The 20,959-nt window shown below is 71.7% G+C and carries 20 protein-coding genes and 1 pseudogene; 9 read left to right on the top strand and 12 right to left on the bottom strand.

Features of this window, described 5'->3' with window-relative positions:
• Window positions 1–667 precede the first annotated feature (667 nt).
• From ACGFYV_RS03800 to ACGFYV_RS03790, 3 genes are all read left to right on the top strand, one after another.
• On the top strand, window positions 668–913 hold the full coding sequence (locus tag ACGFYV_RS03800) for an anti-sigma factor family protein (RefSeq protein WP_393876702.1): 246 nt from the start codon (window positions 668–670) through the stop codon (window positions 911–913).
• Window positions 914–988: 75 nt separating this feature from the next.
• Entirely contained in the window at window positions 989–1,942 is a 954-nt protein-coding gene (locus tag ACGFYV_RS03795; protein WP_393876701.1) for a LytR/AlgR family response regulator transcription factor, read from the top strand.
• Between the two features lie 194 nt (window positions 1,943–2,136).
• Complete coding sequence (locus tag ACGFYV_RS03790; RefSeq protein ID WP_393876700.1) at window positions 2,137–2,595, top strand: ATP-binding protein; 459 nt, start codon at window positions 2,137–2,139, stop codon at window positions 2,593–2,595.
• Between the two features lie 53 nt (window positions 2,596–2,648).
• Here the strand turns inward: ACGFYV_RS03790 and ACGFYV_RS03785 are convergent, their stop codons facing one another.
• Window positions 2,649–3,089 carry a cold-shock protein gene (locus ACGFYV_RS03785; RefSeq protein ID WP_393876699.1) on the bottom strand — a complete coding sequence of 147 codons (441 nt, stop codon included), beginning with the start codon at window positions 3,087–3,089 and terminating at the stop codon, window positions 2,649–2,651.
• A gap of 202 nt (window positions 3,090–3,291) precedes the next feature.
• Between ACGFYV_RS03785 and ACGFYV_RS03780 the strand changes: the two genes are divergently transcribed.
• Complete coding sequence (locus ACGFYV_RS03780; RefSeq protein WP_393876698.1) at window positions 3,292–4,158, top strand: universal stress protein; 867 nt, start codon at window positions 3,292–3,294, stop codon at window positions 4,156–4,158.
• 64 nt (window positions 4,159–4,222) lie between these two features.
• Here the strand turns inward: ACGFYV_RS03780 and ACGFYV_RS03775 are convergent, their stop codons facing one another.
• Window positions 4,223–4,900, bottom strand: coding sequence for a CBS domain-containing protein (locus tag ACGFYV_RS03775; RefSeq protein ID WP_393876697.1), 678 nt, complete (start codon window positions 4,898–4,900; stop codon window positions 4,223–4,225).
• A 65-nt stretch (window positions 4,901–4,965) separates the two neighbouring features.
• A complete protein-coding gene (locus ACGFYV_RS03770) occupies window positions 4,966–6,204 on the bottom strand; it encodes a site-2 protease family protein (RefSeq protein ID WP_393876696.1) in 1,239 nt (412 codons plus the stop codon).
• 373 nt (window positions 6,205–6,577) lie between these two features.
• On the opposite strand from ACGFYV_RS03770, the gene ACGFYV_RS03765 reads away from it, so the two are divergent.
• Complete coding sequence (locus tag ACGFYV_RS03765; protein ID WP_393876695.1) at window positions 6,578–7,183, top strand: hypothetical protein; 606 nt, start codon at window positions 6,578–6,580, stop codon at window positions 7,181–7,183.
• Between the two features lie 77 nt (window positions 7,184–7,260).
• Here the strand turns inward: ACGFYV_RS03765 and ACGFYV_RS03760 are convergent, their stop codons facing one another.
• The 6 genes from ACGFYV_RS03760 to ACGFYV_RS03735 form a co-directional block, all read right to left on the bottom strand.
• Window positions 7,261–7,920 carry a CBS domain-containing protein gene (locus ACGFYV_RS03760; protein ID WP_393876694.1) on the bottom strand — a complete coding sequence of 220 codons (660 nt, stop codon included), beginning with the start codon at window positions 7,918–7,920 and terminating at the stop codon, window positions 7,261–7,263.
• A gap of 116 nt (window positions 7,921–8,036) precedes the next feature.
• Window positions 8,037–8,552: a DUF2231 domain-containing protein gene (locus ACGFYV_RS03755; protein WP_393876693.1), complete on the bottom strand. Its 516-nt coding sequence runs from the start codon at window positions 8,550–8,552 to the stop codon at window positions 8,037–8,039.
• Between the two features lie 201 nt (window positions 8,553–8,753).
• Entirely contained in the window at window positions 8,754–10,205 is a 1,452-nt protein-coding gene (locus ACGFYV_RS03750; protein WP_393876692.1) for an alpha-amylase, read from the bottom strand.
• Window positions 10,202–12,892 (bottom strand): glucosidase, encoded by a 2,691-nt coding sequence (locus ACGFYV_RS03745; protein WP_393876691.1) that lies wholly within the window; start codon window positions 12,890–12,892, stop codon window positions 10,202–10,204. The genes ACGFYV_RS03750 and ACGFYV_RS03745 overlap by 4 nt, the downstream gene beginning before the upstream one ends.
• Window positions 12,893–12,916: 24 nt before the next feature.
• Entirely contained in the window at window positions 12,917–13,228 is a 312-nt protein-coding gene (locus ACGFYV_RS03740) for a WhiB family transcriptional regulator (protein ID WP_393876690.1), read from the bottom strand.
• Between the two features lie 277 nt (window positions 13,229–13,505).
• Complete coding sequence (locus ACGFYV_RS03735; RefSeq protein WP_393876689.1) at window positions 13,506–14,135, bottom strand: carbonic anhydrase; 630 nt, start codon at window positions 14,133–14,135, stop codon at window positions 13,506–13,508.
• 302 nt (window positions 14,136–14,437) lie between these two features.
• On the opposite strand from ACGFYV_RS03735, the gene ACGFYV_RS03730 reads away from it, so the two are divergent.
• Window positions 14,438–15,529 carry a glutamate--cysteine ligase gene (locus tag ACGFYV_RS03730; protein ID WP_393876688.1) on the top strand — a complete coding sequence of 364 codons (1,092 nt, stop codon included), beginning with the start codon at window positions 14,438–14,440 and terminating at the stop codon, window positions 15,527–15,529.
• A gap of 101 nt (window positions 15,530–15,630) precedes the next feature.
• On the opposite strand, the gene ACGFYV_RS03725 is transcribed toward ACGFYV_RS03730, so the two are convergent.
• Complete coding sequence (locus tag ACGFYV_RS03725; RefSeq protein WP_393876687.1) at window positions 15,631–15,996, bottom strand: PP2C family protein-serine/threonine phosphatase; 366 nt, start codon at window positions 15,994–15,996, stop codon at window positions 15,631–15,633.
• Between ACGFYV_RS03725 and ACGFYV_RS03720 the strand changes: the two genes are divergently transcribed.
• The gene (locus tag ACGFYV_RS03720; protein ID WP_393876686.1) at window positions 15,985–16,191 is read left to right on the top strand and encodes a hypothetical protein; all 207 of its coding nucleotides are present in this window, start codon (window positions 15,985–15,987) and stop codon (window positions 16,189–16,191) included. The two genes, ACGFYV_RS03725 and ACGFYV_RS03720, sit on opposite strands and share 12 nt — an antisense overlap.
• A 110-nt stretch (window positions 16,192–16,301) precedes the next feature.
• On the opposite strand, the gene ACGFYV_RS03715 is transcribed toward ACGFYV_RS03720, so the two are convergent.
• On the bottom strand, window positions 16,302–17,267 hold the full coding sequence (locus tag ACGFYV_RS03715) for a pirin family protein (RefSeq protein WP_393876685.1): 966 nt from the start codon (window positions 17,265–17,267) through the stop codon (window positions 16,302–16,304).
• Between the two features lie 163 nt (window positions 17,268–17,430).
• Between ACGFYV_RS03715 and ACGFYV_RS03710 the strand changes: the two genes are divergently transcribed.
• A complete protein-coding gene (locus ACGFYV_RS03710) occupies window positions 17,431–19,743 on the top strand; it encodes an MFS transporter (RefSeq protein ID WP_393876684.1) in 2,313 nt (770 codons plus the stop codon).
• 86 nt (window positions 19,744–19,829) lie between these two features.
• Here ACGFYV_RS03710 and ACGFYV_RS03705 read toward each other — a convergent pair.
• Window positions 19,830–20,378 (bottom strand): annotated as a pseudogene (locus tag ACGFYV_RS03705) (GNAT family N-acetyltransferase); the annotation flags it as partial.
• A 200-nt stretch (window positions 20,379–20,578) separates the two neighbouring features.
• On the opposite strand from ACGFYV_RS03705, the gene ACGFYV_RS03700 reads away from it, so the two are divergent.
• A complete protein-coding gene (locus tag ACGFYV_RS03700; protein WP_393876683.1) occupies window positions 20,579–20,935 on the top strand; it encodes a cupin domain-containing protein in 357 nt (118 codons plus the stop codon).
• Window positions 20,936–20,959: the final 24 nt, after the last annotated feature.

Raw genomic sequence — 20,959 nt, 5'->3', positions numbered from 1 at the left:
CAGTTGCTGAATTCCCGTCGACGGATGGACCGGCGGACCGCCCGCACCAGGGTCTGCGCCCGGACCGCCCCCGTGGTCGGGGATGCCGTCCTGTTCCCATCCGCCCGTTCTACAAACGAGCGTGATCGTATCATCGCGCAACAGCTTCACCGACCGCCAATTTCTGCACACTGGTGGAAATTGACGATCAGTCAGTAAGATCAGTCGGTGCCCGTACAAGGCAACCGATAAATGAGCTTCCGCCTCAATCGCCGCCAATACGGACGTTCGGCGCGGTCCCGGACTCGCGGCCGGGAGGGCGTCGGCGGAGGTCAGCGCGCACTCGGGGGACTGTGTCCAGCCCGCGCCCTCCGTCTCCCGGTCGCCGGGCGCGCCGGTTCACGGGTTTGCCGGCGGGGATTCAGCATCAATTTTTCCGGCACGAGCACACGGCCCTTCATTACTTGTCCGTTGAATTGTTCGGGGTTTCCCATCGGGAGCAGCGGAGAGGAGCCGACCGTGCACAAGGGCTGAACGGGCAGCCCAAGTCCGCGATCACACGCCCGCCGGCGTCGCCGTCACGACAAGACCGTGCTGCCGGGGACGCGTTCGGGCGAGGGTGGTGAATACTTCTGGAGGGAGGTTCCGATGCCGCGCCGGGTGACCCGAACCAGGAGAGGGGGCAGTCGTGCCACTACCGCATGACGAGGAGCCGCATGTGCGCCTGTTGCTCGGAGCCTATGTACTGGGCGGCCTCACCGCGGGCGAGGAGCGGCAGGCGTCCGGGCACCTTCAGGTGTGCGATGCCTGCCGGACCGAGTACCTGGAGCTGGTGGAGGTCCAGGGCCTTCTGTCGCTGATCACCGAAGCCGATCTGCTCGACGGTTTCGACGAGACACCGTCCGAGATCGACGGCCGGGGCGGATCTGTGTAACCGCCGCCTGCCGCGGCGGAGTCGATCCGGCCCGGTGGGATCGGCCGCTGGACGAATACCGAGGGGGCATGGCGGATGGGTGAGTGGAGCGTGGCCGACGCGGAGCACCGGGCCCGTACGGCGAAGCGGGCGGACGGTGCCACGGGCCTGCGCGTGCTCGCCGTCGACGACGAGCAACCGGCCCTGGAGGAACTGCTGTACCTGCTGGGCCGAGACGCCCGGGTGGGCCGTGTCGAAGGGGCACGGGGCGCCACCGAGGCGCTGCGCAGGCTGGGCCAGGCCATGGGGGACGGTGAGAGCGGCGACGCGGGAATCGACGTGGTGTTCCTCGACATCAACATGCCGGGTCTCAGCGGCCTCGACATGGCCAAGCTCCTGACCGGCTTCGCGGCGCCTCCGCTGATCGTGTTCGTCACCGCCCACGAGGACTTCGCCGTGCAGGCCTTCGACCTCAAGGCCGTGGACTACCTGCTCAAGCCGATCCGGCAGGAGCGGTTCTCGGAGGCCGTACGACGGGTCGCCGAGGCGATCACCGCCGGCCCGGCCCCGCACTCGGCGCCCACGCCTGCGGGAGCCGCCGCTTCCGCCGCTTCGGCCACTTCCGCGACTTCCGCGACTTCCGCGGACACCACCGACCGGCACGACCGCGCCGCGGCCCCCGCCACGGAGTCCGAGGTCTCCCACGTCCCGGTCGAACTCGGCGGTGTGACCCGGTTCGTCGACATCGACGACATCTCCCACGTCGAGGCCCACGGCGACTACGCGCGCGTGCACACCCGCCAGGGCGTCAGCCACCTGATCCGCACCCCGCTGGCCACACTGGAGGAGAGCTGGCGTTCCCGCGGGTTCGTCCGTATCCACCGGCGGTATCTGGTCCGTCTCGCGAGCATCGAGGAACTCCGCCTGAACGGCGGCAACTTGACGGTGCGGACCGGGGACCAGATCCTCGCGGTGAGCCGCCGCAACGCCCGCGAACTGCGTGACCTGCTGGCCCGGCAGGCGAACGGCGGGTCGCGGGGCGCGCGTTGACCGGGACGGACTCCTCAAGGCCGGTGCGCGGGGGAGCGGGCGCGCGGGACGGTGGGTGCGCGGGTCGGTAGGCGTGCGGTCGAGCGGTGAACCGAACCGGCTGTCCGATACGTGTAGTCGGGCACGGGGAATCCGTTTGTGCTCATCAGGGGCACTCGTCCCCCGGCGATTCGCGGACAGAACGGATCACCGCCATGTACTGCCTGCCCGAGCAGACGAGAAAGCACCATGCCGCGGCCCCCGGTCCGGACCGCCCCCACTGGACGTGCGAGTTACACATCCACCAGGACCTGCACATGGTCGGGGTCGTGCGCCACCTGCTGCGCACCGCGCTCGGGGCACGCGCATCCGAGGACTTCGTCGACGTCGCATGCCTGCTGGCCACCGAAGTCGTCGGCAACGCGCTGCGGCACGGCGACTGTTCGGTGCGCGTGCTGCTCCGGGACGACGGGTGCGTGCTGCACTGTGCCGTCGAGGACACGGGCCCGCGCTTCCGGCCGGCCTCGCCGGGTCCAGCGGACGAACTCACCGAAGGCGGCAGGGGCCTCCTCCTCGTCGACGCCTGTGCGACGCGCTGGGGCATACGGTCCTCCCCGAGCGGCACCGGCAACCAGGTGTGGTTCCAACTGACCGAGCACACCTGCGGCCGGTAGGGCGGATGCAGGCCCGACCGGGCCTGATCACACCCCCTCGGCGGAGCCGGACCTCACTCCTCGGTCCACCCGTGGTCCTTGCCGAACTGGAGCATCGCGCGACGCACCTGGACGATCTGCTCCCCTGTCAGGGAAGGCACGCTGGACAGCAGGATCTCGGTGACCTTGTGGGTGTACTCGGCGGCCGTGAAGACGTCGCAGATCGAGTCGTCCCCGTCCAGATCATGGGCGGCACCCGGGAACGGGGACCTGCCCACACCGCTCATCGGTGCCGACGAGCGTCCGCCGGCCGTCGAAGCCAGCCGCACGGACGAGGCCTTGAGCCCGCGCTCCCCCTCTTCGACGTCGAACTCGACGGTGATACCCGGGCGCACCTGCTGCTCGGGGATGAGCAAGTCGTTGACATGCAGAAAGACATCCTCGGAGCCGTCGGCCGGAGCGATGAACCCATAACCCCGAGCACCGTCGAACCGCACAACACGACCAGCAACCATGCCATTACCTCCCGAACAACCACACCGGCCCCAACTTCCGGGGCCCACATCACATGGCAACACTACGCGGCCTGCGCCGAAGGTCCTCCGGTATGGGCCGAAGCGCCCTCGCGACGCCGGCCGCAGGGGTGCGACGGTGGAGTGAGCCCCGGTGCCGCACGACGTGGCGGCGCCCTGAAAGGCGGTGGAGACGATGACGACGATGACACTCCCCCTGGTCGTGGGCGTCGACGGCTCGGACTCGTGTCTGCTCGCGGTCGACTGGGCCGTGGACGAGGCCGCCCGGCACGGCCTTCCCCTGAGGCTCGTCTACGCCTCCCTCTGGGAACGCTACGAGGGCGCGCTGCCGACGACCGACACCGGGCGCCCCTCCGAGCAGGCGATGGGCGAGCACATCGTGGCCTCCGCGGCCGAGCGCGCCGAGCGGCGCGACCCCGAGGTGAAGGTCACCACCGAGGTCGCCCCGGCCGAGCCCGCGGACGCCCTCGTACGCGCGGGTGACGGCGCGTTTGCACTGGTCACGGGCTCACGCGGCCGTGGCCGGCTCACCGGGCTGCTGCTGGGCTCGGTCGGTCTGACCGCCGCCGCCCGCGCGCACTGCCCCGTCGTGGTGGTCCGGGGCGACCGAGCGGGGGTCGCCGGCACGCATGAACGGATCCTGCTCGGCCTGGGCGACACCGACACCGGTACCGAGGCCCTGCGGTTCGCCTTCCGCGAGGCCGACGTACGGGGCTGCACCCTGGACGTCGTACGGACCTGGCGCCGTCCCGCCCATGGGCCCGGCGGCCACGCGCGGGCGGACGAACCGGCCGACGCGCGGGCGTCCGCACTGCTCGACGCGCGGCTCAAGGCCATGACCGCTGAGTATCCGCAGGTCAGGGTGGCCCGTTGGGTGCCCGAAGGGCCCGCGAGCAAGGTCCTCGTGGACCGGTCGGCAGCCGCCGACCTCGTGATCGTCGGGGCGCGCCGCAGGACGGGCCTCTTCGGTCTGCAACTCGGCCGGGTGAGCCACACACTGCTGCACCACGCTCAGTGCCCGGTCGCGGTCGTACCGCAACGGCGGCCGTGAGGCGTACCGGGTCCGTGAGGCGCACCGGGTCACTGGTGGCGGACGCACCGGCTCACCATGGACGTCATGAACGGTGACGGGCCGCGTCCGTGTCGAGGGCGTCGAGGGCGAGGTCGAACTCCACGTCCACCACCCCCTCCACGGCCCGCACCAGCCGTGCGGCCACCGGGACCAGAGAGGTGTCGCGGATCCGGCCGCTCAGCGTGACGACTCCGTCGCGGACCTCCACCTGGACGGCCGGGGAGGACAGCGGGAAGAGGTACGACACGATCTCGCGGCGGACCTCCTCGGCGATGTCCTCGTCGTCCCGGAGGAAGACCTTGAGCAGGTCGGCGCGGCTGACGATCCCCTCCAGCAGCCCGGTCCCGTCCACCACGGGCAGTCGTTTGACCCCCTCCCGGGCCATGGTGCGCGCGGCCTCGGCGAGGGTGGCGTTGGCCTGAACGGTGACGGCGGGGGACGACATGAGGTCGCCCGCGGTGAGGGCGTCGGCCTTCGCCAGGTCCACCGGCTGCCGCAACTGGAGGTAGCCCGTCTCCGGGTCGTCCCGCAGTTCCTCCTTGGGCAGCAGGTCGGCCTCGGAGATCACGCCGACCACGCGGCCCTCGCCCTCGAGCACGGGCAGGGCGCTGATCTGCCAGTCCTGCAGCATGTGCACGATCTCCTTGAAGGGCGCCCGCCGCCCGACGGCGGCGACCGTGTGGGTCATGACATCGCTGACGATGTGCGGGGTGCCGTGCATGGTGAACTCCGTGGGATCGGTACTCCGTGGGATCGGTGTCGGTACTCCGTGGGATCGGTGGGGTGTCATCGCGCCTGCTTCGAAGACGTCCGGGGCGTCCATGGCGCCCAGGACTTCGGGGGGCGCCGGTGCGCCCCGTCGGGCGCGGGAGGCGTGGGAGGTCCGGGAGGTCCGGGAGGTGCGGCGGTGGCCGGCCACGTCAGCGCGCGGGTGACGTCGGCGACGGTGAGGATGCCGACGAGGCGGCCGTCGTCGAGGACCAGGGCGCGGCGCGCGGGGCTCGACTCCATGCGCGGCAGCAGATCCAGCACCGGCTCCCGCGCAGCGGCCGTCACGACCTCGGCCAGCGGCCACATCACCTCGGCGACCGTCGTACGCGCACGCTCCTGCGGCGCTGTCGCGGTCACGCGTCGTACGGTGACCAGGCCGACGACCGAACCGTCCTGCGCGACGACCGGGAACGCCGAGTGCCGGTAGGGACCGAAAGGGCCCTCGGCCAGGAAGCCCGCGAGAGTCGCCGTCGCCGGGACGGTGACCGGATCCGGGGTCATGACACGGCTCACCGGAACCCCGTCCAGGGCACCGCTGATCTGCGCGTGACGGGCCTCGGCCGTGGCGGCGGCGATGAGGAACCAGCCGATCAGAGCGGGCCACAGACCGGTGAGGTCTCCCGCGAACAGCACGTCCACGAACCCGGCCAGCACCATGAACCAGCCCAGCGCCCGCCCGGCGGCGCAGGCGCCCCGGGTGGCCCGCAGCCGGTCACCTGTGCGGTGCCACAGGTACGCCCGCAGCAGCCGTCCGCCGTCCAGCGGGGCGGCGGGCAGCGCGTTGAAGACGGCCAGCAGCACGTTGATCGCGGCCAGCCATGTCACCGCCTCCACCACCAGCCCCGACGCGTGCAGGGTGTCCAGCGCCAGCGCGGCACCCGCGAACACGGCACCGGCCAGCAGACTCGTGAGGGGGCCCACCCCGGCGATCCGCACCTCGGCGGCCGGTGACGGGGCCTCGCCGCGCAGCCGGGCGGCACCGCCCAGCATCCACAGCGTGATGCCCTCCACCTGGACCCCGTTGCGCCGGGCGACCACGGAGTGCGCCAGTTCGTGCGCCAGCAGCGAGACGAGGAAGAGCACCGCGGTCAGCGCAGCGAGCGCCCAGTACGCGACGGCCGGGTGGCCCGGGTGAGCCGCGGGGAAACGGCCGCGCGCCAGCGCGACCGTCACCAGGGCGACGATGACCAGGACGCTCCAGTGCAGGCCCACCCGTACTCCGGCGATCCTGCCGAGGGACAGTGTCTCGTCCATGAACCTCACCTCGTCCCTTTGACTGTCGCGCGGTGCGAACCATCGAAGGAGGGGCCGACCGGACCCCGGTGGAGGGCTGTCCGGGCCCGACGCCGCCGGGCGTCCGAGCGGAAGCCGAAGCGGCCCCCAATGCCAGCGTACGGTTGCGCGCGCGGTGTGCGGGGCGGGGAAAGTGCGCGGTATGTGGGGCGGGGAAAGTGCGCGGTATGTGGGGCGGGGAACGTGCGCGGTGCGCGAGGCAGGGAAATCGGGCCACTCGGCCCTTGCCCCGCACGCACCCGCCGCCGCAGCCTGGGCATTGTCCGCGGGCAACCCGGTCTCCACGCCGGGGTGGCCCGAACCGGCGGGAGGCACGCGAGAGGAGGCGGCGACGATGGCGCGGACACCTCCCACGACGGTGTCCCGGCGGTGGCTGTGGCGCTGGAGGCCCAATTCCCTGAGGCGGCACAGCGATGTCGTCGAGGCCTGGATCGTGATCGCCACCTGGCTGCTCGTCCTGGCCGGGGGAGTGGTCGCCGGAGCGGTGGCCGCGCAGGCAACCGACTCGGCGTTCGCGGCGCGCGCGGCGCGGGTACACGCCGTGTCCGCCCGGCTCACCGACGCCGCGCCGAAGAACCCGGCCGCCGACGGCGGATACGGAAACGGCCGCGTGTGGGCGGCCGTGCGCTGGAGCGACGCGGACGGCTCCGTGCACACGGACCGCGCGCAGGTCCTCGCGGGGGCGCCCGCGGGAAGCCGGGTGACGGTGTGGACGGACCGTACGGACCACGTGGTGCCCGCGCCCGTCACCGGTACGTCGGCGACGGTGCAGGCCGTCCTGACCGGCGCCCTCGTCGCCCCACTGGCCGGTGCGGCCGTGTGGTGCGTGGGGTGGGTGGTCCGTTTCCGGCTCGTCAGGCGTCGTCTGGCCGAATGGGACGAGGAGTGGAAGCAGATCGGGCCGCGGTGGGGAAACCTGAGCGGCGGCGGCCGGGGCTGACCGGCCGGGCTGGTCACACGACTCAGCCGGGGCTGGTCACGCGACCGGTGCGCAGCGTCACGCGACCGGTGCGGCCGTCATCCGTCCGCCACGGTGAGCCGGCAGTCCACGCCCACGACACCTTCGACGCCACGCGTCAGGCGCGTGGCGAGCGGGATCCGGGTGGCGTCCCGGACCCGTCCGGTCAGGGTCGCGACGCCGTCGCTGACCGCGATGTGGACGGGCTCGACCGGGGCGGGGAACAAGGGGTCGACGATGTCGCGCCGGATCTCGTCGGCGAGGTCGTCGTCCGGGCGCAGGAAGACCTTCAGCAGGTCCCCGCGGCTGACCACGCCTTCGAGCACGCCCTCCGCGTTCACGACCGGCAGCCGCTTGACGTGCCGCAGCGCCATGATGCGCGCGGCCTCGGCGAGCGTGGCGTCGGCGTGGACGGTGACGGCCGGAGTGCTCATCAGCTCCCCGGCGGTCACCGCGCCGGCCTTGGCCAGGTCGGTCAGGCGGCTCCGCTGGGTGAACCGGTCCGGATCGCTGTCCCGGAACTCCTCCTTGGGCAGCAGATCGGCCTCGGACACCACGCCGACCACCCGGCCGTCGCCCTCCAGCACGGGAAGGGCGCTGACCTGCCACTGGTTCATGTGCTCGACGACGTCCCTGAACGGAGCCCCGCGGCCCACGGCGACAGCGGCGCGCGTCATCACGTCACCCACCCGGTGCGGGCTGCTGGTGGTGGAGGTCATCGCACCGGCTCCCTTCATGGCTTCTGCTTCCAGGGTGGGCGAGCCCGGCCCGGCTCGCCACGTGCCACTCGGGCCATACGCCGGGGGCCGAAGCGTCCCGTGCCGGCTGCGCCGGATCAGGAGCCGTCCGGCGTCCCCGTCGCCGTCTTCGAGTAGCCGTCGTGCCAGGCCGCCTTCGCCCCGGAGTCGCCGATCCGGTAGACGTCCACCACGGCCCCTACCGCCACGGCCAGCGAGAGCACGCCCACGACGATCCGCACCGGCAGGGCGGACCAGCGCAGACCGCCGCCGCCCTGTCCGGGCTCCGCCGCGGGGCGCCGGCCCGCCCACCACACGACCGCCGCCAGCACGAACAGGGCCAGGGCCCACGGGAGCAGCCCGTCGCCCAGCTCGGTGTGCCGGCGCACGAGGGGGTCGCTGTCCACGTGCCGCTCCAGCCACTCGCCCGCCTGCGTGGTCAGCGGCACGCTGATCAGGGCGACGAGGGCCAGCAGGGGCACCAGCGGGCCCATCCGCCGGGCGGCTCGCGGCCACAGCGCGGCCGTGACCAGGGCCAGCGCGGTCAGCGGGATCAGCACGACGACCACATGGACCAGCAGGACATGGGCGGGCAGGCCGTTGATCAGACTCATCGAGGAGCTCCTGAGAAGGGGGTGGGTGCGAGCCAGGTTCGCACGACCACTTCTCAGTTGCCTCTCAGTCGATCAAGCCGTCCTCCTGGCCGGAGCCGGAGCCGGAGCCGGAGCCGGAGCCGGAGCCGGAGCGGGAGCGAGTGCGCCGGAACAGTCGACCGTGTCGGTGACCGAAGGCACGGACGGAAGCCGCAGCCCCACCTACCCGCTGAGCGAGAGCAGGTGCCAGTGCCAGGCGTCGAGGGCGACGAACAGGCCCTGGTCGGTCAGTTCGTCGCCGTCCCGTTCGTAGGTGGTCCCGTCGAGCAGTCCGGTCAGTTCCCACGAACGCCCGTGAAGATCGGTCCAGGGCAGCTGAACCCGCCCCTGGGCGGGCCGGTCGGAGTAGTTGATCACGACGAGGTGCCGTTGCCGGCCGGCGGTCCAGGACCAGGCGAGCAGGTTGTGGTGGGTGTCGTTGTCCGGCCAGCCCGTGCAGGTCAGCAGCCGCCAGTCGCCCTCGCGGACGGGCGCCACGGCCGTCACCAGGCGACCGTAGAAGTCACGCAGCGAGGCGTCGGCCCGTTCCTGTGGGCGACGCGAGAGGAACACCGGCAGGCGGATCCGGCGGCCGTCGAACTGGCCCTCGTGCCACAGCGTCGCGCCCGGCAGTGTGGCGACGGCGACGGCCGCCGCGCGTTCCCGCTCGCCGGGCAGGACGGCTGCCGCCCGGGGTTCGTCGTGGTTCTCCAGGAACCGTACGAGCCCGCGCTGACAGGCGAGGCCGGCGCCGAGGTGGGCACGGACCGATCCCGCGTCCTCGTGGACCAGACGGTCGTAGAGCCGCTTGTCGTAGCAGTGGTCGAACCCCTGCTGCTGGAGGGCCCGTTCGAGGTCCCAGTACGCCTCCGCGACGAACAGGAGACCGGGGTGGCGTGCCCGTACGCGCGGCAGGACGTACGGCCAGAAGTCCTCGGCGGGCACCGGGCCCGCCCTCTCGCCCCACGTCTTGGCGAAGACGTCGTTCATCAGGAGCATCGCCATGTCGCAGCGCACCGCGTCGGCCTGGTCGCCGATCGCCAGCAGCGTGTCCACGGCCGCCGCCCGCAGGTCCTCGCTGAAGGCGTTCAACTGGACCACGTCCGGCCACGCCGGGAAGTACGGGTCCCGGCCGCGCGCGTACACCTGCCCGCCCACGTCCAGGAAGGCGTCGGGAGCGCCGGCCAGGTCCTCCGGTGTCCCCCGGACCAGGTGTTCGGGGTGCTCGGTGAGCCAGGGGTGGTCGGGGGCCACGTGGTTGGGCACGTAGTCGAGCATCAGGCGTACGCCCCTCGCGGCGAGCTGCCCGCGCGCCCCGGCCAGCCCCTCGGGGCCGCCGAGACCCTCGTCCACGACGTAGTTCCGCACGCAGTACGGGGACCCGGCGATGTCCTGCGGGACGAGGTCGGGCAGGGCGTCACGGAAGGAGGCGGTCAAACGGTCGTCGCGCAGGCCGATGCGCAGTCCCGCCGGGCTGCGCTCCCACACGCCCATCAGCCAGACGGTGTCGACGCCCGGCCGCGCGACCTCGTCCCAGACCTCGCCCGGAACGTCGCCGAGCGTGACCCGTCGCCCGTAGCGCCCGCTCAACTCGCGCAGCCAGACAAGGGTGTTGATCTCGTAGATCGCCGTCATGACAGGGGCTCCTCTCTCCGGGCGCCCCGGTCGTCGCCGGCGCCGACGAGGTGGAACAGCGTGGCGGTGACCGCGGCCAGGCCGCTCCAGCCCGTCTGGTGGCAGGCGCCCAGACCCGAGCCGTTGTCTCCGTGGAAGTACTCGTAGAACAGGATCAGGTCCTTCCAGTGCGGGTCCTCGGCGAACCGGGGCTGGGCACCGTGCACCGGCCGGCGGCCCTCGGCATCGCGCAGGAAGGTGGACGTGAGCCGGTCCGCGATGTCGCGCGCGACCTCGTACAGGTTCATCTTCCGGCCGGAGCCGGTCGGGCACTCCACGGTGAAGTCGTCGCCGTGATAGGCGTGCAGGTTCAGCAGGGCGCGGACGAGGAGGATGTTGACCGGGAACCACACCGGGCCGCGCCAGTTGGAGTTGCCGCCGAACATGCCCGAGTCGGACTCGGCGGGCAGGTAGCCGACCCCGTAGGTCTCGCCGTGCACCCCGAAGGAGTACGGATGGGCGGCGTGGTACCGGGAGAGGGAGCGGATGCCGTGCGGTCCGAGGAACTCGTCCTCGTCGAGCATCCGGGCCAGGACGCGGCGCAGCCGGTCCTCGTCGAACAGCGCGAACAGATGCCGCCCGTCGACGCCCGGACCGAGGGCGTCACGGGAGGAGACGAGTGCCTGGACGGCGGGATGCCCGCGCACGAACTCCCGTGCGCTCAAAACCAGTTCCGGGAACCGCCGATCCGTCCAGGCGCCGACCACACTCGTCGCGGCCAGCGGGATCAGCCCGACCAGGGAGCGGACCTTCAGCCGGGTCGCGCTGCCGTCGGGCAGGCGCAGGACGTCGTAGAAGAAGCCGTCCTCCTCGTCCCAGAGGCTGTGGTTGTCGTTGCCGATGCGGTTCATGGCGACCGAGATCCACGCGAAGTGCTCGAACAGCGTCTGCGCCTGCTCGACGTAGACCGGGTTGTCCGCGGCCAGTTCGAGGGCGATCTCCAGGAGGTTCTGGCAGTACAGGGCCATCCACGCGGTGCCGTCGGCCTGGTCGAGGTGGCCGCCGGTGGGCAGCGGGGCGCAGCGGTCGAAGACGCCGATGTTGTCCAGGCCGAGGAAGCCGCCCTGGAAGACGTTGTTGCCGTCGACGTCCTTGCGGTTGAGCCACCAGGTGAAGTTCGTCGTCAGTTTCTGGAAGGCGTTCTCCAGGAAGACGCGGTCGCCGCGGCCGGTACGGTGCTTCTCCAGCTCGTAGACGAAGAGCACGGCCCACGCGTGCACCGGCGGGTTGACGTCCCCGAAGTTCCATTCGTACGCCGGGATCTGGCCGTTGGGGTGGAGGTAGAGACGGCGCAGCAGCAACTCCAGCTGTGCCTTGGCGAAACCGATGTCGACCATGGACAGGGTGATGGTGTGGAAGGCGAGGTCCCAGGCCGCGAACCAGGGGTACTCCCAGGTGTCGGGCATCGACATGACCTCGTCGTTGACCATGTGGAACCAGGCGCTGTTGCGGACACGGGGGTCGGCGGCCAGCGGATCGACGCCGTGTTCGGCGAGCCAGCGCTCGACGTCGAAGTAGTAGTACTGCTTGCTCCACAGCATCCCGGCGAGCGCCTGCCGCACCAGCCGGCGCTCGTCCTCGCCGAGACTGTCCGGGACGACACCCTCGAAGAAGACGTCGGCTTCGGCCCGCCGCGCCTCCATGACCTGCCCGAACTCCGACCGAGACACGTCAGGCGGGGTGTCGCACAGCCGCAGCCGGACGGTGGCACTGTCACCGGCGGGCACGGTGAGAACATGGTGGACGGACGCCTTCGTGCCCGTCCGCTCCGGGTTGACGGCCCCGGTCTCGCCCTCGACGACGCACCGGCCGATGCCGTCCTTGACGTACGGGCCGGCGTTGGGGCTGCCGAAGACGCGCTCGTTGTCGGTGTCGTTCTCGGTGAACAGGGTCCGCGCGTCCCCGGAGAAGTACAGCCACCGGGCGCCGAGTTCCTCGTGGTCGGCGCGGATGGCCCCCGGGACGTCCCGCAGGCTCGGCACGGCCTCCCCGCCCGCCCACGACCAGGTGTGCCGGAACCACAGTGTGGGCAGCAGATGGAGCACGGCCTCGTCGGGCCCGCGGTTGTGCGCGGTGATCTCGACGAGCAGGTCCTCCGGGCCGGCCTTGGCGTACTCGACGAACACGTCGAAGTAGCGGTTCTCGTCGAAGACGCCGGTGTCGAGGAGTTCGTACTCGGGATCGTTGCGCCCCCGGGCCCCGTTGACGCTCACCAGGTCGTCGTAGGGATAGGCACGCTGCGGGTACTTGTAGAGGTACTTCATGTACGAGTGGGTGGGCGTGCTGTCGAGGTGGAAGTAGTACTCCTTGACGTCCTCCCCGTGGTTGCCCTCGGCGTTGGTCAGGCCGAACATCCGCTCCTTGAGGATCGGGTCGCGGCCGTTCCACAGGGCGAGCGCGAAGCACAGCCGCTGCTTGTCGTCGCTGACGCCCGCGATGCCGTCCTCGCCCCAGCGGTACGCCCGGGACCGGGCCTGGTCATGGGTGAAGGACGACCAGGCGTCCCCGCCGGGGCTGTAGTCCTCGCGGACGGTCCCCCACTGCCGTTCGCTGAGATACGGCCCCCAGCGCCGCCATGCGACCCGCCCCGCGTCGGCCTCCGCCAGCCGCTGCCGCTCGGCGTCCGGGTCGCTGCCGTTCCCCGTCATCGTGCGTCCTCCCCACACAGAACTTCACTCGGATCCCGGCGACTCGGACTCGGTCGTGACGTCCTTGCGGAGCCGCAGCTGCAGAAGCTGTCTGCGTTCCCCCTCGGACAAGCCTCCCCAGACGCCGTACGGTTCAGGCCCGGCCATCGCGGTCCAGGCGCAGGCCTCCTGCACAGAGCAACGCCTGCACACGTCCCGGGCCTTCTTCTCCCTCGCCTGCCTGTCGGTACGGTGCTCGCCGGGCGGAGAGAAGAAGACTGAGCTGTCCATGTCCCGGCAGAGTGCGTGCCGTTGCCAGTCCCAGTAGGCGAGGAAAGGACGATGCCGCTGGATCATGACGCTTCCTCCTGGTGACAGGTCGATCCGGTGCGGGCCATCGTCACCGCTGAACCGGCGTCACGGCATCAGTCAATTGGCTCATCCGCTGACGGCTGTCGCTGATGCCGCTCCTGTCCGTGTGCAGGCGAGCGGAACGACCTGCCTCCACCCCACTGGAGCAGCACGCGTACGGGGGAGTCACTACCACTACCTGTGACCATGCGATGTCGATCCGCCACTCAGCGTGCGTGTTTCACCGTTCGTCGTGCCGAGCATCCGATCCCGCGCAGTGCCCTCACGATGCCGCGGTGGGGATGCCGTGGGCGGTGATGAGCCGTGCGTTGCCTTCGGCAAGGCGGTAGGCGAGGCCGACGACGCCGGTGTGGCCGGAGGCCACCTGGTCGGCAAGGACACGGGACCGCTCCAGCAGCAGGTCCACGGTGTGCTGGATGTGGGCGTCGATGAGGTCGCTGTCCTCCGTTCGGCCGGCGGCGCGGGCCGCGAGCACACTGGGGGTGACGCGGTCCACGATGTCGCGGACGTACCCCGTGGCGGTCGTCCCGTCCTCGACGGCGGCGCGGGCCGCGGCGACGGCACCGCAGGAGTCGTGGCCCAGAACCACCACGAGCCGGCAGTCCAGCACACTGGTGCCGTACTCGATGCTGCCCAGGACTTCCGGCCCCAGGACATGTCCGGCGGTGCGGACGACGAACAGATCGCCCAAGCCCTGGTCGAAGATGATTTCGGCGGCCAGCCTTGAGTCGGAGCATCCCAGGACGACGGCGAAGGGCTTCTGCGCAGGTGCGAGTTCTGCCCGCCGCGCGGCGTCCTGGTTCGGATGATCGGGGGTTTCCGCCACGAACCGCCTGTTGCCGGCGAGCAGAGCGTCGACGGCCTGAGCGGGGGAGACAGGGGTGGAGGCCATGGCGGCAGCCTACGAGAAGACGTCCTGCCGTGCGGTGTGCCCCGGCGCGACCGGACTCCGGAAGGCGGCGTACTTTTCCCGTGGCCCTCTGCGGGCGGGTGCCCGGGAAGCCCACCAGGAAGGCGCCCGGGAGCGGCGCCCCGGTGGGCGTCGGCCACGTTTGTGCCCCGGCGTTTGCGGTCACTTGGTCGGGGCCCCCTCTGGGAGAGGGGCGGCAATCCGGTGCCTGCGGTATCGCCGGAGACAACGCTCCCGTCGCCGCGGGCGGCGGGCCCTGCCGAGATACGGAAGGCGCCACGGATGTGATCACCCTCGGTGTCGAAGAGGAATACCTGCTGATCGACACGGTCACCGGCCGGCTGGCCCCGCACGGGGACAAGGTGCGCACAGCGGCGGGGCTGAAGTCACTGGTGGCCGACCAGGAACTGCATACGGAGTTGTCCCAGGCCCAGGTGGAAGCGGTGACTCCCGTCTGCGGCACATTCGACGAGGTCGGCGGCCATCTGCTGCGGCTGCGGCATGCCGTCGCCGCGGCGGGGCAGGCGCTCGGCTGCCGGGTCCTGGCCAGCGGCACGCCCCCGTCGCGCACCCAGTCCGTTCCGGTCACCGACTCCCCGCGCTACCGGGCCATGCAGCGGCAGGCTCCGCAACTGGTCGCCGAGCAGCTCGTCAACGGCATGCACATCCACGCCGCCGTGCCCGACCGGCCCACCGGCGTGCAGGTACTCAACCGGATCCGGCCCTGGCTTCCCGTGCTGACCGCGATGGCGGCCAACTCGCCCCTGTGGGAGGGCGAGGACACCGGCTTCGCCACATGGCGCACCCTGATCTACGACCGGTGGCCCGTCAGCGGCGTCCCACCGTACTTCGCCGACGACATCGACTACGACCGAAGGATCCGGCACCTGCTGGACACCGGCGTCATCACCGACACCGGCCAGCTCTACTGGCAGGCCAGGATGTCCGAGCGCTATCCGACCATCGAGATCCGCTGCTTCGACGTCCAGCTGCGTACCGACGAGGCCGCGATGTTCGCCGGTGTCGTACGGGCCCTCGTGCAACGCGCGATGTGGGACGCCACCGCGGGTGAGCCCGAACGGCACCAGGATCCGGAACTGCTGAAGGCGGCCATGTGGCAGGCCGCCCGGCACGGACTCTCCGGGGACCTGATCGATCCGGACGGCGAACGGCGACGTGCCGGAGACGTGGTCTGCCGCCTGATGCGTCACGTCGGCCGGGCCCTGGAGGACACGGGAGACGCCCGGGAGGTCAGAGCACTGGTGCACCGCCTGCTTCAACAGGGCACCGGCGCGGACCGGCAACGGCAGGCGCTGGCCCGGGGCGGCCTGGCCGAGGTCACCGACATGATCACCGACATGAGCAGCCAGCCCTGAGCCCGCGCCCCGGCACCGACGCGGGGCTGCGGCGGTCGGCCTCGGAGTGTCCAACGGGCCCGGTGTGAAACCTGGTTCCGGCCCGGCGGGGTGCGCCGCGGTCATGGCGTGAGCGTGTCCTGGTGGCCGGCGCGCCACTCCGCGAGGAGCACGGTCGCGTCGTCGGCGAGGCGGCCCGCGTGATGTTCGACGACCGCGTGCATCAGCCGGCGCAGGGTCTCGTGGAGTGTCTGGTGGCCGTGGTGGTGGCGGACGATGAAGTCGACGAAGCGGTCCCGGCCGAACTCACGTCCTTCCGCGTCCCGGGCCTCGACGATGCCGTCGGTGTACAGGAGGAGCCGGTCGCCGGGCTGGAGCTGGTGGTGCGTCGTGTCGACGTTCAGCCGTTCACCGCCGTCGCCTGCGTCGTCGCCACGGCAGCCCTGCGGCTGGCCGCGACCACACAGGTCGCGGCGGTGCGCTTCCATCGGGCCTCCCCGCCTCAGCAGGCCGCGGAGACCGAACTCCACGCAACCGCCTCATGGAACCTTCTGGTCGCGTTCGCCCACATCTGGCGCGACCACCGGGAGTTCCCCGCCGACGCTGCCACGGAGACCTTCGACTTCGACTCCGAATCGCCCCTCTCGGCGACGGCGCACCACGACCCGCTGTCCGAGCGATAGGCCGCACCGGACGCGGTGAGCGCGCGAACCCTGTCCCGGGTGGTCACCAGGCCGCCGGCGCACCCACAACCTGGTGAACCTATGCGGCCACCACACCAGGAAACGCCGACTCAGCGCACGCGACCCCGCGCCTTCAGTGGCACCGCCGGCAGTTCCGGCGCAGGCAGCGGAGCGCCGTCGTACCCCTTCACCTCCCCGAACCTGGACCCGTTCATCCAGTCCTCCCGGGCCTGTGTGATGTCGTCCTGCGAACGCCCGATGAAGTTCCACCACATGATCAGTTCCTCGGCGAACGGTTCGCCGCCCAGCAGCATGAGTCCGGCGTCGGACTCGGCGCGGAGGGGGAGTTCGGTGCGGCCGCAGCCGAGGTAGAGCATCGAGCCGGGGAGGACCGGTACGCCGTCCACGTGGACCTCGCCGGACATCGACAGGACGCCGTACTCGAAGTCGGGGTCCAGGGGCAGGCGGACGTCGGCGCCCCGGGTGAGCGCGAGGTCGGCGCCGACGAGCGGGGTGTAGGCCGTACCGGGTGACGTCGAGCCGTCGAGGTCGCCGAGGAGCACGGTGGCGGTCAGGCCCGGTGCGGTGACGGTGGGCAGTTCCGCGTGGAACTCGAAACGGGGCTCGGTGTGGCGGTGTTCGTCGGGGAGGGCGACCCACAGCTGCGCGCCGTGCAGGAACCGGGCGTGCGGGCGCGGGCTCTCCTCGGAGTGGCTGATCGCCCGGCCCGAGGTCATCAGGGCCAGCTGGCGGGGCCGGATGGTCTGCAGGCTGCCGGTGGAGTCGCGGTGCAGCACCTCGCCCTCGTGCAGCCAGCTGACCGTCTGCAACCCCATGTGCGGATGCGGCGGGACCTGCATGCCGGGCTCGTCGGCGATGTCGTCGGGGCCGTAGTGGTCCACGAAGGCCCAGGCGCCGATCATGCGCCGGCCGAGGTTCGGCAGCAGCCGGCGCACCTCGGTCGACTCGCCGAGCGGTACGCGACGGGGGCTCAGCAGTTCGCGGACGGGTTCGGCGACGACGAATCCGCGGCCGCCGCACACGCTCGGTTCGGGCGCGCGGTCAAGGTTGCTCATGCCGCACAACCTAGTGGCAGTCGGCCCGCGCTGCCGCGCCACCGCGGACCCGGCTCTCGTGGAGCGAGCCCGTCCGGCGGCGCTCTCCTTGCTTAAGTCAATCAACGGACCTACATTCTGCGTGTCCTGCCCCAGATCCGCGTGCCCCGACGGAGGCCCGACCATGACCCCTGCACGACCCCGGCCCGACCAGGCCGGGGAGTTGACCGCCGCACCCCGCGCGAACGTCGTCGTCGCGGTGCTGGCCCTCGGCGGGATCGTGGTCTCGCTGATGCAGACCCTGATCATCCCGATCGTCCCGGAACTCCCCGGGCTGCTGCACGCCTCCGCCTCGGACGCGGCCTGGGCGATCACGGCCACGCTGCTCGCGGCGGCCGTCGCCACGCCCGTGACGGGCCGGCTCGGCGACATGTACGGCAAGCGCCTGATGCTGCTGACCAGCCTGTTCATGCTGGTCGCCGGCTCGGTCACGGCCGCGCTCAGCGACACGCTCACCCCGATGATCATCGGACGGGCGCTGCAGGGCCTTGCGTCCGGCGTCATCCCGCTCGGCATCAGCATCATGCGCGACGAACTGCCCGCCGAACGGCTCGGTTCCGCCACCGCCCTGATGAGCGCCTCCCTCGGCGTCGGCGGCGCCCTCGGCCTGCCCGCCGCCGCGCTCATCGCCGACCACTACGACTGGCACACGCTGTTCTGGACCTCGGCCGCGCTCGGCGTCGTCGCCGCCGTCCTCGTCCTGCTCCTCGTTCCCGAATCCGCGGTGCGTTCCGGCGGGCGGTTCGACCTGATCGGCGCGCTCGGCATGGCGGCCGGCCTGATCTGCCTGCTGCTGGCGATCTCCAAGGGCGCGGACTGGGGCTGGAGCAGTGCCACCACCCTCGGGCTGTTCACGGCGGCCGTCGTCGTCCTGTTCGCCTGGGGGATCTACGAACTGCGCACCACGCAGCCGCTGGTGGACCTGCGCACCACCGCCCGCCGCCAGGTCCTGGTCACCAACCTCGCCTCGGTAGCCTTCGGCTTCTCGATGTTCGCGATGTCCCTGGTCCTTCCGCAGCTCCTGCAGTTGCCTCGGGCGACCGGATACGGGCTGGGCAAGTCGCTGCTCGACGCCGGCCTGGTCATGGCCCCGCCCGGCCTGGTCATGATGGCGACGGCGCCCGTGTCCGCGCTCATCTCCCGGACCTGGGGCCCGAAGGTCACCCTGATGTGCGGCGCGGTCGTCGTGGCCGGCGGGTACGGCCTCAGCGTCGTGATGATGGGCGCCGTCTGGCAGTTGCTCCTGGCGAGCTGTGTCATCGGCGCCGGCATCGGGCTCGCCTACGGTGCGATGCCCGCGCTGATCATGGGCGCCGTCGACCCGTCCGAGACCGCCGCGGCGAACAGTCTCAACACCCTCATGCGGTCCATCGGCACCTCCACCGCGAGCGCCGTCGCCGGTGTGATCCTCGCCCAGATGACCACGACCTTCGGCACGGTGAAGCTGCCCTCCGAGAACGGCTTCAAGGTCGTCATGGCCATCGGTTCGGGCGCGGCGGTGCTCGCGCTGTTCGTGGCCGCGTTCATTCCCCGGCGGGTGAAGCCCGCGCAGGACGCTCGCGGTGTCGGCGGTGTCGGCGGTGGTGTCGGCAGCCATGTTGCCGGGGGGCCGGTGGCCGGTGGCGTGGAGCACGACGACGTACGGCCCGTCGATGTCCCCGAGCCGCCCGTGACGGGCGGGGGCATACCCGTGCGCGGCTCCGTCCGCGGGGCGGACGGCGCGGTCGTCGGCGGCGCCGCGGTGACGCTGATCTCGCTCGGCGGCCGGCAGGTCGGCCGGTCCGTCGCCGGGGCCGACGGCTCCTACGCCGTCGAGGCGCCGGGGGCCGGGACGTACGTCCTCGTCGCCGCCGCGGACGGCCGCCGCCCCTGGGCCACCACCCTGGTCGTCGGCACGGACCCGGTGGCGTACGACATCCTGCTCGGCGGGGTCGGCGGACTGGCCGGGCTGGTGCGCTCGGCCGACAGCGGGGCACCCGTCGCCGCGGCGCTGGTGGTCGTCACCGACGTGCGCGGGGACGTGCTGGGCAGCGCGGAGACCGATGGGCTCGGCGAGTTCACCCTCGGCGACCTCGTGCCGGGCACCATCACCCTCGCCGTCAGCTCGCCCGAGCACCGCCCCCTCGCCCTGCCCGTGGAGATCACCGGCGACGGGATCACCCGTGCCGAGGTGGAGCTGCGGGCCGGCGCGCAGGTGCGCGGCACGGTGCAGGGCGCGGGCGGGCCGCTCGGCGACGCCCGGGTGACGCTCGTGGACGGCGCGGGCAACGTCGTCGCCACGACCACGACCGGGGAGGACGGCGCGTACGCTTTCTGCGACCTGGACGGTGGGACGTACACGGTGATCGCGGCCGGCTATCCGCCGCGGGCCGCAGGAGTCACCCTCCGCGGTGACATCGGCGACCACGACATCGAACTCGCCCACCCCGGGGCGTAGTTCGTAGCTGAGCGACAGCGCCGCTGAGTAGCTGGTCGGCTGGGCGCTCCGGCACGGTGGCCGGGGCGCCCGGCTCCGTTCTGGTGGCCGGCTCCGGTCCACTCCGGGGCCAGCACCGACCAGATCTCCTCGTCGTGCCGCTTGCCCCGGTACAGGTAGCTCTCCCTGAGCACGGCGTCCCTGCGCATGCCGAGCCGCCGGGCGACCGCGATGCTCGGGGTGTTCTGCGGGGACACCCACCACTCGACGCGGTGGACGCCCCGCTCCCGGATCGCCCAGTCGATGAGCACCCGGGCCGCCCGGGTCACCAGGCCCCGCCCCACCGCCGCCGGCTCCAGCCAGCAGCCCGCCTCCGCGGTGCCCTGCGCCACGTCCATCCGGCGCAGGATCACCGCACCGACGAGCGTGCCGTCGTACCGGATCCCGGCGATGCGGCCCGCGTCGGCGGCCTCCTTCTCGGCGTACGCCCGCAGGAACGCCTCGGCGCCCGCCGGATCCGCGACCACGTCCGGCAGCCCGTTGAACCGGCCGATGAACTCCCGCCCACGCTCGACATGGTCGAGGAATTCCCCGGCCCGCCAGGGCTGGAGGGGACACAGCTCGGAGCCGTCGTCACCGAGGGGGATCGTGTACATGGTCACCTTTGAGCGAGGGGGAACTTCGTGCCAGGGGGAAGGGGGACGCCAGCCTACGACCGGTTGGCAGCTTCGTGGGGCCGGGCAGACGATGGGGGCGTGGGGTGCGGTCGCCGTCGCAGCGTCGGCACCGTCCGAGGCGCCGGGGGCACGGAGGCCGTCCCTGGCCGCGGTGAGCGGCCGGAAGGGAGGACACCGTCATGCTGGAAGTGAAGACGGTCGACAAGCCCGACGAGCGGCGTGACTTCCCCCGCGGCCACCTCGACGCCCTGCACCTGACCGGGCTCGACTTCGCCGTGGGCACCTTCGAACCCGGATGGCGCTGGTCGGAGTCCGTGGCGCGGCTCGCCGGCACGGAGAGCTGCATGGTCCATCACAACGGCTATGTGGTGCAGGGCCGGATGCGTCTCGTCATGGACGACGGCGGCGAGGCGGAGATCGGCCCCGGCGACGTCTTCGTCTGCTCGCCCGGCCACGACGCCTGGGTCGTCGGCGACGAGCAGGTCGTGGTGTTCGACTTCGCGGGCACCATGGCGAACGAGTACGCCAAGGGCTAGGTACGCCAAGGGTTGGGTACCCCC

The organism is Streptomyces sp. NPDC048297 (assembly GCF_043201585.1).
Lineage (GTDB): Bacteria > Actinomycetota > Actinomycetes > Streptomycetales > Streptomycetaceae > Streptomyces.
Note: the sequence above shows the minus strand (reverse complement) of the source record. Positions and strands in the feature narration are given on the sequence as shown.